At 52.3% G+C, this 13391-nt stretch carries 15 protein-coding genes; 5 read left to right on the forward strand and 10 right to left on the reverse strand.

The features are described from left to right. Positions 1–18: 18 nt before the first annotated feature. Both IDSA_RS04660 and IDSA_RS04665 read right to left on the reverse strand, forming a co-directional pair. The gene (locus IDSA_RS04660) at positions 19–1431 is read right to left on the reverse strand and encodes a cryptochrome/photolyase family protein (RefSeq protein ID WP_198024034.1); all 1413 of its coding nucleotides are present in this window, start codon (positions 1429–1431) and stop codon (positions 19–21) included. Continuing rightward, the gene (locus IDSA_RS04665) at positions 1428–2366 is read right to left on the reverse strand and encodes a YbgA family protein (protein WP_034774590.1); all 939 of its coding nucleotides are present in this window, start codon (positions 2364–2366) and stop codon (positions 1428–1430) included. The genes IDSA_RS04660 and IDSA_RS04665 overlap by 4 nt, the downstream gene beginning before the upstream one ends. A gap of 171 nt (positions 2367–2537) precedes the next feature. Here IDSA_RS04665 and IDSA_RS04670 point away from each other — a divergent pair, with 171 nt between their 5' ends. The 3 genes from IDSA_RS04670 to IDSA_RS04680 all read left to right on the forward strand — a co-directional run bounded on the left by IDSA_RS04670 (position 2538) and on the right by IDSA_RS04680 (position 4484). Beyond that, a complete protein-coding gene (locus tag IDSA_RS04670) occupies positions 2538–3137 on the forward strand; it encodes an LON peptidase substrate-binding domain-containing protein (RefSeq protein ID WP_034774593.1) in 600 nt (199 codons plus the stop codon). A gap of 62 nt (positions 3138–3199) precedes the next feature. After that, positions 3200–3820 carry a sigma-70 family RNA polymerase sigma factor gene (locus tag IDSA_RS04675; RefSeq protein ID WP_034774595.1) on the forward strand — a complete coding sequence of 207 codons (621 nt, stop codon included), beginning with the start codon at positions 3200–3202 and terminating at the stop codon, positions 3818–3820. After that, positions 3813–4484, forward strand: a complete 672-nt coding sequence (locus IDSA_RS04680) for a ChrR family anti-sigma-E factor (RefSeq protein ID WP_034774598.1) — start codon at positions 3813–3815, stop codon at positions 4482–4484. Before IDSA_RS04675 ends, IDSA_RS04680 begins: the two co-directional genes overlap by 8 nt. Before the next feature lie 21 nt (positions 4485–4505). On the opposite strand, the gene IDSA_RS04685 is transcribed toward IDSA_RS04680, so the two are convergent. The 7 genes from IDSA_RS04685 to thrS all read right to left on the reverse strand — a co-directional run bounded on the left by IDSA_RS04685 (position 4506) and on the right by thrS (position 11418). Further along, on the reverse strand, positions 4506–4802 hold the full coding sequence (locus IDSA_RS04685) for an integration host factor subunit alpha (RefSeq protein ID WP_034774601.1): 297 nt from the start codon (positions 4800–4802) through the stop codon (positions 4506–4508). 4 nt (positions 4803–4806) lie between these two features. Beyond that, the gene (gene pheT, locus IDSA_RS04690) at positions 4807–7194 is read right to left on the reverse strand and encodes a phenylalanine--tRNA ligase subunit beta (RefSeq protein ID WP_034774604.1); all 2388 of its coding nucleotides are present in this window, start codon (positions 7192–7194) and stop codon (positions 4807–4809) included. A gap of 15 nt (positions 7195–7209) precedes the next feature. After that, positions 7210–8190, reverse strand: coding sequence for a phenylalanine--tRNA ligase subunit alpha (gene pheS / locus IDSA_RS04695; RefSeq protein ID WP_034774607.1), 981 nt, complete (start codon positions 8188–8190; stop codon positions 7210–7212). Positions 8191–8293: 103 nt separating this feature from the next. After that, positions 8294–8650 carry a 50S ribosomal protein L20 gene (gene rplT / locus IDSA_RS04700; protein ID WP_034774610.1) on the reverse strand — a complete coding sequence of 119 codons (357 nt, stop codon included), beginning with the start codon at positions 8648–8650 and terminating at the stop codon, positions 8294–8296. 15 nt (positions 8651–8665) lie between these two features. Next, a complete protein-coding gene (rpmI, locus tag IDSA_RS04705; RefSeq protein ID WP_034774613.1) occupies positions 8666–8863 on the reverse strand; it encodes a 50S ribosomal protein L35 in 198 nt (65 codons plus the stop codon). A 76-nt stretch (positions 8864–8939) separates the two neighbouring features. Beyond that, a complete protein-coding gene (gene infC, locus IDSA_RS04710) occupies positions 8940–9482 on the reverse strand; it encodes a translation initiation factor IF-3 (RefSeq protein ID WP_051986063.1) in 543 nt (180 codons plus the stop codon). A gap of 19 nt (positions 9483–9501) precedes the next feature. Continuing rightward, the gene (gene thrS / locus IDSA_RS04715; protein ID WP_034774628.1) at positions 9502–11418 is read right to left on the reverse strand and encodes a threonine--tRNA ligase; all 1917 of its coding nucleotides are present in this window, start codon (positions 11416–11418) and stop codon (positions 9502–9504) included. Positions 11419–11517: 99 nt separating this feature from the next. Here thrS and IDSA_RS04720 point away from each other — a divergent pair, with 99 nt between their 5' ends. Both IDSA_RS04720 and IDSA_RS04725 read left to right on the forward strand, forming a co-directional pair. Next, the gene (locus tag IDSA_RS04720; RefSeq protein ID WP_232221257.1) at positions 11518–12432 is read left to right on the forward strand and encodes a DMT family transporter; all 915 of its coding nucleotides are present in this window, start codon (positions 11518–11520) and stop codon (positions 12430–12432) included. Between the two features lie 98 nt (positions 12433–12530). Next, the gene (locus IDSA_RS04725; RefSeq protein ID WP_034774630.1) at positions 12531–12740 is read left to right on the forward strand and encodes a zinc ribbon domain-containing protein; all 210 of its coding nucleotides are present in this window, start codon (positions 12531–12533) and stop codon (positions 12738–12740) included. A 6-nt stretch (positions 12741–12746) separates the two neighbouring features. Here IDSA_RS04725 and IDSA_RS04730 read toward each other — a convergent pair whose 3' ends face one another. Next, positions 12747–13382: a riboflavin synthase gene (locus IDSA_RS04730; RefSeq protein ID WP_034774631.1), complete on the reverse strand. Its 636-nt coding sequence runs from the start codon at positions 13380–13382 to the stop codon at positions 12747–12749. Positions 13383–13391: the final 9 nt, after the last annotated feature.

Raw genomic sequence — 13391 nt, forward strand, 5'->3', positions numbered from 1 at the left:
CCGTTTCACCATTGTGAGTTAGAGTTGCTTAAAAGCTTTCAGAAATTCTTCCCGCGCCTTACTGTGATCCACCATTGGCGCAGGGTAGTCATTATCCGGCTGACTACGCAGCCACGACGCCGGCGCATGAATGCAACTGGCCGGACAATCGCTTAACTCACTCACCCATTTACGAATGTAGCTGCCGTCCGGATCAACCTTTTCACTCTGTCGGGTTGGATTAAACACCCGAAAATACGGCACCGCGTCCGTTCCTGTTGAGGCACTCCACTGCCAGCCGCCGTTATTGGCCGGAAAGCTGCCGTCAATTAAATGACGCATAAAAAACTGCTCACCTTTACGCCAGTCGATTCGTAAATCTTTTACCAGAAAGTTCGCAACTATCATGCGCAGTCGGTTATGCATCCATCCCTCCGCTGCCAACTGCCGCATACCGGCATCAACAATCGGGTATCCCGTGCGTCCTTCACACCAACGTTGGAAGTCATCATCGCTGTCACGCCAGGGGAATTCATCCGTATATTGTTTAAATGCCTTCTTATAGCTTAGTCGGGGAATGTGATGCATCAAGTGCTGATAAAATTCGCGCCAGGCCAGTTCGGTTAGCCAGGTATCAGCCCCCTTATTCAGCCCATCGGGAAAATCAGGGCTAAGCTGCTGTAATTTACGTGCTGCAGTTACCGGCGACAGCACACCGAGTTCCCAGTAAGGCGAAAGCCTTGAGGTGTTATCGAGCGCTGGCCGGTCGCGATCCTCGTGATAATCGTCAATCTGCTCATCAATAAATTGTTGCAGCTGGCTCTGAATCGCTGCTTCGCCAACCTGCCAGGAACTACTGTCCCGTCGTTCATACGGGCAATCCGGCAAGGGCTGCAGCTGTGATCGACAATCCTGTTCTGTTAGCGCAACCGGCCCGGGTATTCCTGCTAAGGCTATGTGTTCGCGCCACGCCCGGTTAAAGGGTGTGAATTTCTGGTAATAGGCGTTATCCGTTGTTGGCGACAGCACCGGCGGTACCAGCAGCAGACCATGATAACTCTGGCAGCTGATATCATGCTCAGCCAGGCAGGCGCAAACCGCGTGATCCCGCCGCTGTTCGTCAACCGGGTATTCCCGGTTAAAATGCACGGCGTCGATGTTGTGCGCACGGCAGAACTCAAGGAGGTGTCGCGGTGCGTCCTGCCAGGTGTCCGCTACCACAATGTGCAGCAGCACGCCATGTTTGGCCGCATCCTGACGAAAGCAGTCCAGGTGTCGCCACAGCAAATCGGCTTTAATCGGCGCCCAGTCATGTTCCTGCCATTGCCCGCCGGCCGCCAGATAAATCGCATGCACCGGCCCCTCGCCCGAATGCTCCGCCAAAGCGGCGGTAGCGGCGGGATTATCGGTCAGGCGCAGATCGCCCCTGAACCAGATTCCAGCGTTGGTCACAGTGCATACCTCAATTTGAGATCCAATGGGTAAGGCTGCAAATAACGCTGACCGCTCAGATAAGCGTCAGGATACTCCCGTAAATAGTGCTTAATCAGGGTCAGTGGTACCAGTAATGGCTGATGTCCGGCATGATAAGCAAGCACCAGCTCGGTAAGTTCCGCTTTCTGGGCGACAGTGAGCTGCTGCTTAAAATAGCCCTGAATATGCTGCAGCACATTGGTGTGATTGGCTCGCGATGCCGGCGTAGCCAGCGCCTGCATTAAGATTTCAATGTAATACCTGCAGAACTCGCTGGTAATCACTTCAGTTTGCGCCAACTCCCGACCAAGCTTGCGGTAAACCTGCTGGCTATGGGCCAGTAGCAAAAGCTTAAGGCTGGTGTGAAATTCGAGCAATGCTGCTTTACTGACAGGCGCCACCAGCTGCTGCCAGCCGTGATAAACGTACACCCGCATGATGAAGTTTTCGCGCAGTCCGGGGTCGTTTAAACGCCCGTCTTCTTCCAACGGTAAGGCCGGATAGCGTTGTTGCAGCCGGGCCGCAAATAAGCCCTGGCCGGTTTTCTGAGCATGTCCGGTGTCCGGGTCATAAACCTTTACCCGCTCCATGCCGCAACTGGGCGATTTAGCGCATAACACATAGCCGCTCACTTTATCGGTCTGCGCTACCGCCCTGTCGGCGAAAGCCTGTAACGCCCCGGTCACATCCTCGCCAGTTTTGGGTATAACGGCGCGTGTGACATCACCGTGCTGCTCCAGCCGGATAGTCGGCCGCGGTACCGGCATACCAATACCTACTTCCGGACACAGCCGGATAAACTCCACATGCCGCGCTAATTCGTCGGCACAAAAAGATGATCGCTTATGACCACCGTCATAGCGTACCTGATCGCCCAACAGACAGGCGCTGATCCCAACTTTTAATCGCGTCATAACGTCCCTTCGTTCGTGCAGTTGCGTTCCTGATTACCTGACTCTCTAATTGAGTTTACGAAAAATGTCGGTAAAAGTTCAGCGTAATGAACCGCCATCGGATTATTTCCGTATGCAGATATCAATAGACCACTATCTGATTGCACAAGCTAACGATTTTAGGGGATAAAAATGTCTGCAGCGCCCATTAAGGTTCCACTGTTTCCACTATCCGGTCATATTTTGCCCGGTGGGCAGATGCGCTTGCGGATCTTTGAGCCGCGTTATCTGCGCATGGTGCGCGAGGCATGCGGCCAGTCACCGGCAGCACCGATAGGTATCTGTATGGTAAATGAAGACGGCCAGATCGCTGATAACAGCCATATTCATCAATTCGGAACCCTCTGTCGGATTATCGATTTTGATGCGTTGCCAGACGGTCTGCTGGGCATCACGGTGGTAGGCGAACAGCTTTTTAAAATCAATCATATTGACAACGCAATCGACGGTTTACGCACTGGCACCGCCGAACCCATTGACGGCTGGGCAGCTACAGCATTACCCGCCGACGATAAGATTCTTGCCGAACACCTTAGCGCCGTTTATTCCAGTTATCCCGATTTAGGCATAGATCCGTTGCCTGAAAACCTAGCGCGGGCCGACTGGATATGCCTGCGGTGGCTTGAGCTACTCCCCGTTTGCGCAAGCATCAAGCAGCGTCTCGTAGCACAGCCCGACTGCCAGGAAGCGCTGGCGTATCTGCGCAAACTAGTCGCACAAAGCGACGGGTGATCCGGACAATAGGAACTTACGTAGTAATCTTAACTTGAGGAATATTCCAGCAGGTATAGACTATGCAGTTAGTAACTGAAGCGATAACATCACGGAAAACTATGTCCTCAGCCCGGCCGGAAGATCCAGAGCATGCTGCCGATTTGCTCGCCAGAATAGCGGCCGACCAGTCGCGAGCAGCGTTCAGTGAACTCTTTCGACATTTTGCTCCGCGCCTGCAAGCCTATGCCACGCGCCAGTTTGGCAATGAACAGACCGCTAAGGATCTGGTTCAGGAAACCATGGCGAATGTGTGGCATAAAGCGCACTTATTCAAACCAGATCGCGGTTCAGCGGCTACCTGGATATTTACCATTGCCCGAAACATTCGCTTCGATATCCTTCGCAAGAACAAATATCGCCAGCATGATTTAAGCGCAGACGACCTATGGCCGGTACTGGCCGAACAAAATGAAAGCCTTGATGATGACTACGCATTAGATCAGGACCTGCTGATGCAGCAGCTCGCCGTCTACTGTGACCAACTACCGGACGCTCAGCGGGTTGCTATCCAGCTTATTTATATTGAGGGAAAATCCCAGCAAGAAGTTGCCGATGCCCTGTCAATTCCGCTTGGTACGGTCAAATCGCGTACACGGCTCGCTATTCAGAAATTAAAAGAGTTGATACACAGCGATGATTAAATTCCACCCTTCAGAGCAACAATTAGTTGAGTACGTTGCCGGCGATCTGAGCGCGGCGATGTTAATCACTGTCGGTACGCACATCGATATGTGTCCGCATTGCCAGGGCCACGTCCAGGATATTGAAGAGCAGCTCTCACAGCGGCTTTTCGGCGACCCCATGGCTGCACCCGCCAGTTGGTCTGCAAACCTGGATATGATGGTCGATGCCATTATCAAATCACCAGCACCTGCCCACCGCAGTCTTGACGATAGCGACAACTATTTGTTCCTGGAAGGAAAGCGCTTTGAATTACCGGCTACCCTTGCCCGTAATTACCATCGCATTGGTAGCTGGCACAAAATGCTTGGCAAAATGTGGCGCGCCCCGGTAAATCTGGGTAGTGACGAAGTACTGAATTTTATTTACATGGGAAGTGGTGCCCAGGTACCCGAACACACCCATAAAGGCCATGAAGCTACGCTGGTAATTAACGGTGTCTTTGTTGATGAGACTGACGAGTACCGGGACGGGGACTTTGTACTGCTGGACGGCAGTCATAAGCATACGCCGCAAACTCAGCAGGAAGACTGTCTGACGCTGGCGACGCTGGACGCGCCGCTGCATTTTACATCAGGTTTGAGCAGGCTGTTAAACCCTTTCAGCAGCCTGTTTTTTAAGTAATATTCGGGCCCCTTATGCGGATCAGCTCTGAGGCTTGGCGCCGCTAACCCGCTGTTTCAGTTTTTGCCCGGGCCGGAAGGTCACTACCCGCCGGGCTGAAATTGGAATATCCTCACCGGTTTTGGGATTGCGCCCCGGTCTTTCATTCTTGGTGCGCAATTCGAAGTTACCAAATCCGGACAACTTCACCGCTTCACCTTGTTCTAAAGAGCGGCGGATTTCCTCAAAAAAGTTCTCGACCAATTCTTTTGCGTCGCTTTTGTTGATCCCGAACTTATCAAACAAATGTTCAGCCAGTTCAGCTTTGGTCAGCGCCATGTCATCACTCTCTTAGGGTTGCCCCAAATTCAGATGTCAGCATCTCAACAATCGCAGCTACTGCGTTGTTGATTTCTTGTTCCTCTAAGGTACGTTCGGCATGTTGCAGGGTTAATGACAGCGCTAAACTGCGATGTCCCTCTGCTACGCCAGGACCTTGATAAACGTCGAATAAGTTTAGGCCAACCAAATGATTAACGCCAATATTTTCGATTGCAGCGAGGATTTCACCGGCAGCGTGTTGTTCTTTTACTACCAGCGCTAAATCACGGCGTATCATCGGGTATTTCGAAACCGGCTGGGCTTTGGGCACCGGCCGCTGGCTAATCGCATCCAGTTCCAGTTCAAATACGAAGGTACGCCCGTTCAGTCCGAGCTTTTTCTCATGCTGCGGATGCACTGCGCCAATGTAGCCGACGCGGGCGCCGCCGCGGTAAATAGCGGCTGACTGACCTGGGTGCAGGGCCGGATGTTGCTCGGCAACAAAGCGGAACTGTTTGGCGTCAGTAGTCAGTGCCAGCAAGGCTTCAACATCGCCTTTAATATCATAAAAGTCGACCGGGCGGTCCGCGTCACTCCAGTGTTCACCGAAAGCTTTACCGGCGCGCACCCCGCCTATCATCGGCTGTTGTCTGACGCCATTTTCAGCCTGGCTGTCGGGTAAAAACCGCAGGCCGGTTTCACAGAACGCCAGTGATTGCTGCTGACGCTTCTGGTTATGCGCCACAGCGCCTAACAGGCCTGGCCACAAACTGACCCGCATGGCAGACATCTCAACTGAAATCGGAAATGGTAAAATCAGCGACTCAATATCACCAAAGAGTGTGGCCTGATGCTTAGGATCCACAAAGCTATAGGTAATGGCTTCCTGATAACCACGATCGAGTAGCACACGTTTAAAACTGGTCGCATGAATCAGGCGCTCCTGGCGTGGGATCATCTGTAGCCGGGCCGCAGGCGCTGACGCCTGAATCCGGTGATAACCATAGATACGCGCCACTTCTTCGATTAAGTCTTCTTCAATACTGATGTCAAAACGGAAAGTCGGCACTGTCACCTGCCAGCCAGCGTCGTTTGCTTTTACAGTAAAACCAAGGCGCTCAAGAATTTCCGTTACTTCACTATTTTCAATCCGGATCCCCAGTACCCGCGCCAGACGCTCTTCGCGTAACGTAACGGTAACCGGTTTCGGGATATATTCTTCAGCCGCGGCTTCCACTATCGGACCCGCTTCACCGCCGCAAATTTCGAGCAACAAAGCTGTTGCCCGCTCCATTGCAGTACGTTGTAACTGTGGATCGACGCCGCGTTCATAGCGATGGGACGCATCGGTATGCAGGCCGAAGCGACGGGCGCGCCCGGCTATTGCATCCGGGGCAAAAAACGCACTTTCCAGAAACACGTTTTTCGTAGAGCTGGTTACGCCACTTGCTTCACCGCCAAAAATCCCGGCCATGGCCAGTGCCTGGCGCTCATCTGCGATAACCAGTACATCGCCATCAAGAGTCACTTCATTACCATCTAGCAGGGTCAGCTTTTCATCTTTATGGCCGTGGCGGATATGCACCGCGCCCTGCAGCTTATCCTGATCAAAGGCGTGCATGGGGTGACCGAGCTCCAGTAACACATAGTTAGTAATATCGACCACAGGATCGATACTGCGCACACCGCTGCGGCGCAGACGCTCGGTTAACCACAAAGGGCTCTGCGCATCGATATTAATATTTTCGACCACCCGTCCCAAATAGCGTGGACAAGCCGCCGGCGCATCAAGTACCACCGCCCGTTTACTATCGGTTGTTGCTGATACCGGCGCCATCGCAGGTTCAGTGACCGCCAGTTTGTTCAGTACGCCAACTTCGCGGGCGATGCCGCGAATACCCAGGCAATCTGCCCGGTTTGGCGTCAAATCAACATCCAGGGTTACGTCGTCCAGTTCCAGATATTTACGATAGTCCATACCGACAGGTGCGTCGGCCGGCAGCTCAATGATACCCTCGTGATCGTCAGTCAGACCCAGTTCTGAACTTGAACACAGCATGCCCAGTGAGGGTTGGCCGCGAAGCTTGGCCTTCTTAATTTTAAAATCGCCAGGCAGTACCGCACCGACTGTTGCCACCGCAACCTTGATTCCGGTACGGCAGTTTGGTGCGCCGCAAACGATAGTCGCCGGCTCTTCAGTGCCGATATCAACTTCGGTTACCTGCAATTTATCCGCATCAGGATGCTGCCAGCATTTGACCACTTCGCCCACTACGACCTTGCTAAAACTTTCAGCAACGGGGGTAATATCATCGACTTCCAGGCCAGCCATACTGAGCTGTTCTGCCAGTTCGGTACTATCAAGAGCCGGGTTTACCCAGGTTCGTAGCCACTGTTCACTAAATTTCATCTGCTCACCCGACGATCAATTAAATTGTTTCAGAAAACGTACATCGTTTTCGAAGAATGCACGCAGGTCGTTCACCCCGTAGCGGAGCATAGTTAAACGCTCAACGCCCATACCAAAGGCAAAGCCGGTATATTTCTCCGCATCGATACCAACTGCTGTCAGCACGCTCGGATGCACCATGCCGCAGCCGAGCACTTCAAGCCACTGGCCGTCTTTACGCCGCACATCGACTTCGGCGGAAGGTTCAGTGAACGGGAAATAAGAAGGCCGGAAGCGCACTTCCAGTGATTCTTCAAAAAAGTTAACCAGAAAATCTTCCAGAATCCCTTTTAGCTGGGTAAAGCTGACATCCGTGTCGACCATCAGCCCTTCCACCTGATGGAACATCGGCGTGTGGGTCTGATCGTAGTCGTTCCGGTATACCCGCCCCGGCGAAATGATACGCAACGGCGGTTGCTCGGTTTCCATGGTACGGATCTGAACCCCGGAGGTCTGGGTACGCAGCATGGTCTTCGGCGTGAAGTAGAAGGTATCGTGATCAGCGCGGGCCGGATGGTTAGCCGGTATATTCAAAGCATCAAAATTATGAAAGTCATCTTCGACTTCAGGCCCTTCCACCACGCGGAAACCTAAATCGCCAAAGAAGGCTTCAATGCGCTGGATGGTCTTCGTGACCGGATGGAAGCCGCCCAGTTGCGGACGACGGCCAGGAAGACTGACGTCAATGCGCTCGGCCGCAAGCTTCTCGGCCAGCTGCGCCTGCTTCAGTTCATCGTTGCGCGCGTTAATAACCTGCTGCACATCCTGCTTGGCCTGATTGATTGCCTGGCCGGCCGCGGGGCGCTCTTCGGCGCTCAGTTTACCCAGACTTTTCAGCTGCTCGGTTAACTGGCCCTTCTTGCCCAGATAGTCCACCCGGACCTGATCCAGTTCCTGCGGCGTATTCGCCTTTGCAACGGCCGCTTGCGCAGCGGCAACGATGTCATTTAACTCCATGACCTTCCTCAATGATGACCAATGGCTGGGAAAGCGCCTATGATAGCGAAAACCCATAAAAAAAGGGAGCTTATAAGCTCCCTTTTTCACATTTTCAGTTTACTTATACTAGTGAACCTTTCGCTTTCTCTACCAGCGCAGCAAAACCTTTTTGGTCATGCACTGCGATATCTGCCAGGATCTTACGATCGATTTCAACTGATGCTTTTTTCAAGCCATTGATAAAGCGGCTGTACGACAGACCGTTTTGACGTGCTGCAGCATTAATACGAACAATCCATAATTGACGGAATTGACGCTTTTTGTTGCGGCGGTCACGGTATGCATACTGACCTGCTTTAATGACGGCTTGTTTCGCGACGCGATAAACGCGACTACGAGCACCATAATAACCTTTCGCCTGCTTCAGGACTTTCTTGTGACGCGCGCGCGCTGTCACACCACGTTTTACTCGTGCCATTTGCTGTCTCCTTCCTTACGCGTACGGTAACATACGAGCGACTAATGGAACATCGGCGACGTGAACCATGCTTTTTGCACGCAGGTGACGTTTCCGCTTAGAGCTCTTCTTAGTCAGAATGTGACGCAAGTGGGATTGCTTGCACTTAAAGCCGCCTGAAGCGGTTTTCTTGAAGCGCTTCGCAGCGCCTCGGTTGGATTTTATTTTCGGCATTGAAAATACTCCGCATTGGTATATAACAGTGTGACAGGGTGAGTTTGGCTTACGCCGCCCTACTTGTGGACCACAGTCACTTCTTAGCAGGGGCCAGAACCATAATCATCTGGCGACCCTCAGCACGTCTTGGGAACGATTCAAGTACTGAGATTTCAGCTAAATCTTCTTTAATCCGATTTAGCAATTCAATCCCAATCTCCTGGTGCGCCATTTCCCGGCCACGGAAACGAACGGTGACTTTAGTTTTGTCACCTCCCTCCAGAAAACGACTCAGGTTGCGCAGTTTTACCTGATAATCGCCTTCGTCAGTGCCAGGCCGGAATTTAACTTCCTTAACCTGGATCTGTTTCTGGTTCTTCTTTTGCTCTTTCTGGCTTTTCGCCTTTTCGTACAGGAATTTACCGTAATCCATCAAGCGACAGACTGGTGGCTCGGCATTCGGGCTAATCTCGACCAGGTCGACGCCCGCCTCTTCGGCAGCTTTCATGGCCTCGTCAATACTCACGACACCAATCTGTTCGCCTTCAACTCCGATCAATCGTACTTCTTTTTCACGAATTTCTTCGTTGATCCGATTTTTATCACCAGCTTTCTGAGTTCTTTTTCCGCCTTTAATGGGTCATTCCTCCAATCAATTAACTAATCTTGCGACTGTTTACTTCGTCGTTCAGCTCTGCCATAAACTGCTGCAGACCTTTGACACCTTGGTCTTCACCACGACGAGTACGCACCGCAACCGACTCGTTTTCGACTTCTTTATCGCCTACTACGAGTAAATATGGAACACGTTTTAACGTATGCTCACGAATTTTAAAGCCTATTTTCTCATTTCTCAAGTCGGCTGTCGCGCGGAATCCGAGTTTATTCAGCTCTTTTACGGTATTTTTTACGTAATCGGCCTGATTATCGGTAATATTCATCACCACAACCTGAGTTGGCGCCAGCCATAATGGGAAATATCCGGCATATTCTTCGATCAGGATCCCCATGAAACGTTCCAGGGAGCCTAAAATCGCCCGGTGAATCATTACCGGGGTATGGCGATCGTTGTCTTCGCCGACATAAGTAGCGCCTAAACGCTCTGGCAGCGCGAAATCCAGCTGCACAGTACCACATTGCCAGGCACGACCCAGACAATCATGTAAAGTAAATTCAATCTTCGGTCCGTAGAAAGCACCCTCGCCCGGCAGATACTCAAAATCAATACCGTTGTTCTTCAGCGCCTCGGCTAAAGCTTGTTCGGCATGATCCCAGGTCGCATCGGTGCCCAGACGTTTTTCCGGCCGGGTAGACAGCTTCACTACGATTTCATCAAAACCAAAGGTCTTATAGGTTTCATAGACCATCTTGATACAGCCACTGACCTCAGCCTGCACCTGATCTTCAGTACAGAAGATATGCGCATCGTCCTGCGTGAAGCCACGTACCCGCATCAGACCGTGCAAGGCGCCAGACGGTTCATTCCGGTGACAGCTACCGAATTCCGCCATACGTAATGGCAGGTCACGGTATGATTTAAGGCCCTGGTTAAATATCTGTACGTGTCCCGGGCAGTTCATCGGCTTAATCGCATATTCACGATTCTCAGAGGCTGTGGTGAACATCAGGTCCGAGAACTTCTCCCAGTGACCAGACCGCTCCCACAAGACCCGATCCATCATTAGCGGGCCTTTCACTTCCTGATAGCGGTATTCGCGCAGTTTCTCACGAATAAAGCGCTCCAGCTCCAGGAATATAGCCCAGCCGTTATGGTGCCAGAACACCATTCCCGGCGCTTCTTCCTGCCAGTGAAACAGATCCTGGGTTTTACCAATCTTACGGTGATCCCGTTTTTCGGCTTCTTCCAGGCGCTGCAAATAGGCTTTCAACTGCTTTTTGTCAGCCCAGGCCGTACCATAAATGCGCTGCAGCATCTTGTTATCAGAATCACCACGCCAGTAGGCGCCGGCAACTTTCATTACCTTAAAATGCTGACAGAAACGCATATTCGGCACATGCGGACCGCGGCACATATCAATGTATTCTTCGTGATGATACAGACCCGGACGGGCATCCTGGCTGATGTCGTCATCAAGAATTTCAACTTTATAAGGCTCATGCCGTTCGACAAAGGTCTCGCGCGCTTCCTGCCAGCTTACTTTATGGCGCACCACCTCATATTCGGTCTTGGCCAGTTTCAGCATGCGCTCTTCCAGCGCCGCCAGGTCATCCTGGGTAATCGGCCGATCGAGATCCACATCGTAGTAGAAACCGTTATCAATCACCGGTCCGATTGCCATTTTGGCTTCCGGGTACAGTTGCTTCAGAGCATGTCCCAGCAAATGCGCGCACGAGTGACGGATAATATGAACGCCATCATCATCTTTCGGCGTAATGATCTGGACCGTGGCATCCTCGGTGATCAGTTCACAGGCATCGACTAACTCGCCGTCAATACGACCAGCCACGGTGGCTTTTGCCAGACCGGGGCCGATATCCTGGGCGACTTCCAGCACGGAAACCGGCTTATCAAACTCGCGTTGACTACCATCGGGAAGCGTTACTACAGGCATGACTTAAATCCTTATTTACAGTGGTGGCACCTACCAAGTGTCACTTGTTCATTTTAAAGGCGCCACTATAGCCCACAGCGGCCATTGCTGCAATCCAAAATGGCCGCTAGAATGCCGCTGATGGAAACCTTTATAGGCCCGCTGGCCGCTCTCACCGCTGCATTATTCTGGGCCCTGGCCACTGTACTTTACAGTCAGGCCGGAAGCTTCCTGAATGCCGCCCAGTTAAATATGGTCAAAGGTGCCGTAGCCTGCCCTTTGCTGGTGCTTGGCGCCTGGCTTACCGGTAACCTGCTGGAGTTTGATGGCAGCACCGCGGCGTGGATATTACTGGCCAGCGGGGTGATCGGCATCACCATTGGCGATACGCTTTACTTCACCGCCCTGCGCCGGCTCGGGCCCTGGCATACCATGTTGCTTGAATACCTGGCGCCGCCGTTCGCTGCGGTACTCGCCTGGCTGTTACTTGCAGAAGGAATGAGCTGGCTCGAAGTCACCGCGGCGTCAGTAACTATCATGGGTATTTTGGTGGTACTCAGCGAACGGCGACGCCAGCATGCCGAGCCAGCGGCAAAAATAAGTATCAGCGGGGTGCTGGCAGGCACCGGCGCGGCCTTCTGTCAGGCCTTGGGTCTGGTGATGTCATTTCATGCGCTGGCAAGCTTTGAAGTCTCGCCGGTAAGCGCAGCTTTACTGCGGCTCTTTGCCGGCACCGTAGCGCTTACCGTTGCGCTGTTATTACTTAAACCCAGTATTATTGGCGCGACCCGCTCAGCGCTACGCCACACCTCAATTCCCTGGTTACTGACCGCCATCGTGATGGGCACTTTTCTGGCGATCTGGCTGCAACAAATAGCCATTGCCTATATCAATCCGGGGGTTGCGCAGACGCTGCTCGCGACCGCGCCATTATGGCTGGTACCGATTCAGTGGCTACGCGGGCAACCGCTGTCCGGGCGGGCCCTGCTGGGTGCAGTGATTGCGCTCGGCGGTATCGCCATGCTGTTTAACTAAAGTTTTCGCAAAATCCACTGGCGGACAGGAAAAATCTGCAACTTCGACCATACTGTAAAACAATCGCTTTAAAATAAATTCAATTACAGGAGGTCCTTATGGATACCGATAAATTGCGCGATGCCACCGTCAGTTGTCCGTTCTGCGGTCACCCGGTACATCTGGACATTGACCCATCAATGGGCAATCAGGATTATCAGGATGAGTGCCGCAATTGTGGTTCGGATATTCGCCTGGTGGTTGATGTCGACGAACAGCACAACAAAATCATCGTTCGCGTTAAGAGCGATGACGAGAACTACTACTAAAACACGTTAGCCGTTGGCCGGGTTCCGCTGCGCGAGAACGCGTTCAACGGTCTCCACGATAGTCATGGTCTGCTGATCAAACTCCAGATTTACCCAGTTCGCCTGCTCCAGGTTCGTCAGGCGCAACGTTTCTGGGATCAGATGCAGCGAAAAACGATTCCCCTTCACCTCGCCGATAGTCAGACTGGCACCGTTTACACTGATAAAACCCTTACTGAACACAAACCGTGCGAAGGTTTCCGGAAACACAATCCATAATGTCCAGTTAAACTCATCATGCTGCCGCTCAACCACCTGGCCGATACAGTGAATATGTCCGGATACGTGATGGCCACCGATCTCGTCGCCAACTTTCAGTGAACGTTCAAAGTTCACCTTGTCATTGATCGCCAGATCACCCAGGTTGGTGAGCCGCAATGTTTCATCAATAACGTCAAACTCCACACTGCCCGGCTCATTCTTCTGCCCGGCTGGCAGCTCAAAGCCAACGACCGTCAGACAGCAGCCGTTAATTGCTATACTTGCACCAATCTCAAGTTGCTGCAGAAATTGCGGCGCAACATTCAAACGTAGATGCCTGAATTCAGGATGCAGGTCGATGTGAGCGACAACCGCCTGGGTTTGCACGATTCCAGTAAACATAATGAGGTT

This window comes from Pseudidiomarina salinarum (assembly GCF_000753715.1).
In the GTDB taxonomy this organism is placed as follows: domain Bacteria; phylum Pseudomonadota; class Gammaproteobacteria; order Enterobacterales; family Alteromonadaceae; genus Pseudidiomarina; species Pseudidiomarina salinarum.

Excerpts from the sequence above, each read along its gene's own strand:
- pheS (WP_034774607.1), bottom strand. The coding sequence starts at position 8,190 with ATGGAGTTAAATGACATCGTTGCCGCTGCGCAAGCGGCCGTTGCAAAG.
- rpmI (WP_034774613.1), bottom strand. The coding sequence starts at position 8,863 with ATGCCGAAAATAAAATCCAACCGAGGCGCTGCGAAGCGCTTCAAGAAA.
- rplT (WP_034774610.1), bottom strand. The coding sequence starts at position 8,650 with ATGGCACGAGTAAAACGTGGTGTGACAGCGCGCGCGCGTCACAAGAAA.
- IDSA_RS04670 (WP_034774593.1), top strand. The coding sequence starts at position 2,538 with ATGTCTGCAGCGCCCATTAAGGTTCCACTGTTTCCACTATCCGGTCAT.
- IDSA_RS04725 (WP_034774630.1), top strand. The coding sequence starts at position 12,531 with ATGGATACCGATAAATTGCGCGATGCCACCGTCAGTTGTCCGTTCTGC.
- thrS (WP_034774628.1), bottom strand. The coding sequence starts at position 11,418 with ATGCCTGTAGTAACGCTTCCCGATGGTAGTCAACGCGAGTTTGATAAG.
- IDSA_RS04665 (WP_034774590.1), bottom strand. The coding sequence starts at position 2,366 with ATGACGCGATTAAAAGTTGGGATCAGCGCCTGTCTGTTGGGCGATCAG.
- pheT (WP_034774604.1), bottom strand. The coding sequence starts at position 7,194 with ATGAAATTTAGTGAACAGTGGCTACGAACCTGGGTAAACCCGGCTCTT.
- IDSA_RS04685 (WP_034774601.1), bottom strand. The coding sequence starts at position 4,802 with ATGGCGCTGACCAAAGCTGAACTGGCTGAACATTTGTTTGATAAGTTC.
- IDSA_RS04720 (WP_232221257.1), top strand. The coding sequence starts at position 11,518 with ATGGCCGCTAGAATGCCGCTGATGGAAACCTTTATAGGCCCGCTGGCC.
- IDSA_RS04675 (WP_034774595.1), top strand. The coding sequence starts at position 3,200 with ATGCAGTTAGTAACTGAAGCGATAACATCACGGAAAACTATGTCCTCA.
- IDSA_RS04680 (WP_034774598.1), top strand. The coding sequence starts at position 3,813 with ATGATTAAATTCCACCCTTCAGAGCAACAATTAGTTGAGTACGTTGCC.
- IDSA_RS04730 (WP_034774631.1), bottom strand. The coding sequence starts at position 13,382 with ATGTTTACTGGAATCGTGCAAACCCAGGCGGTTGTCGCTCACATCGAC.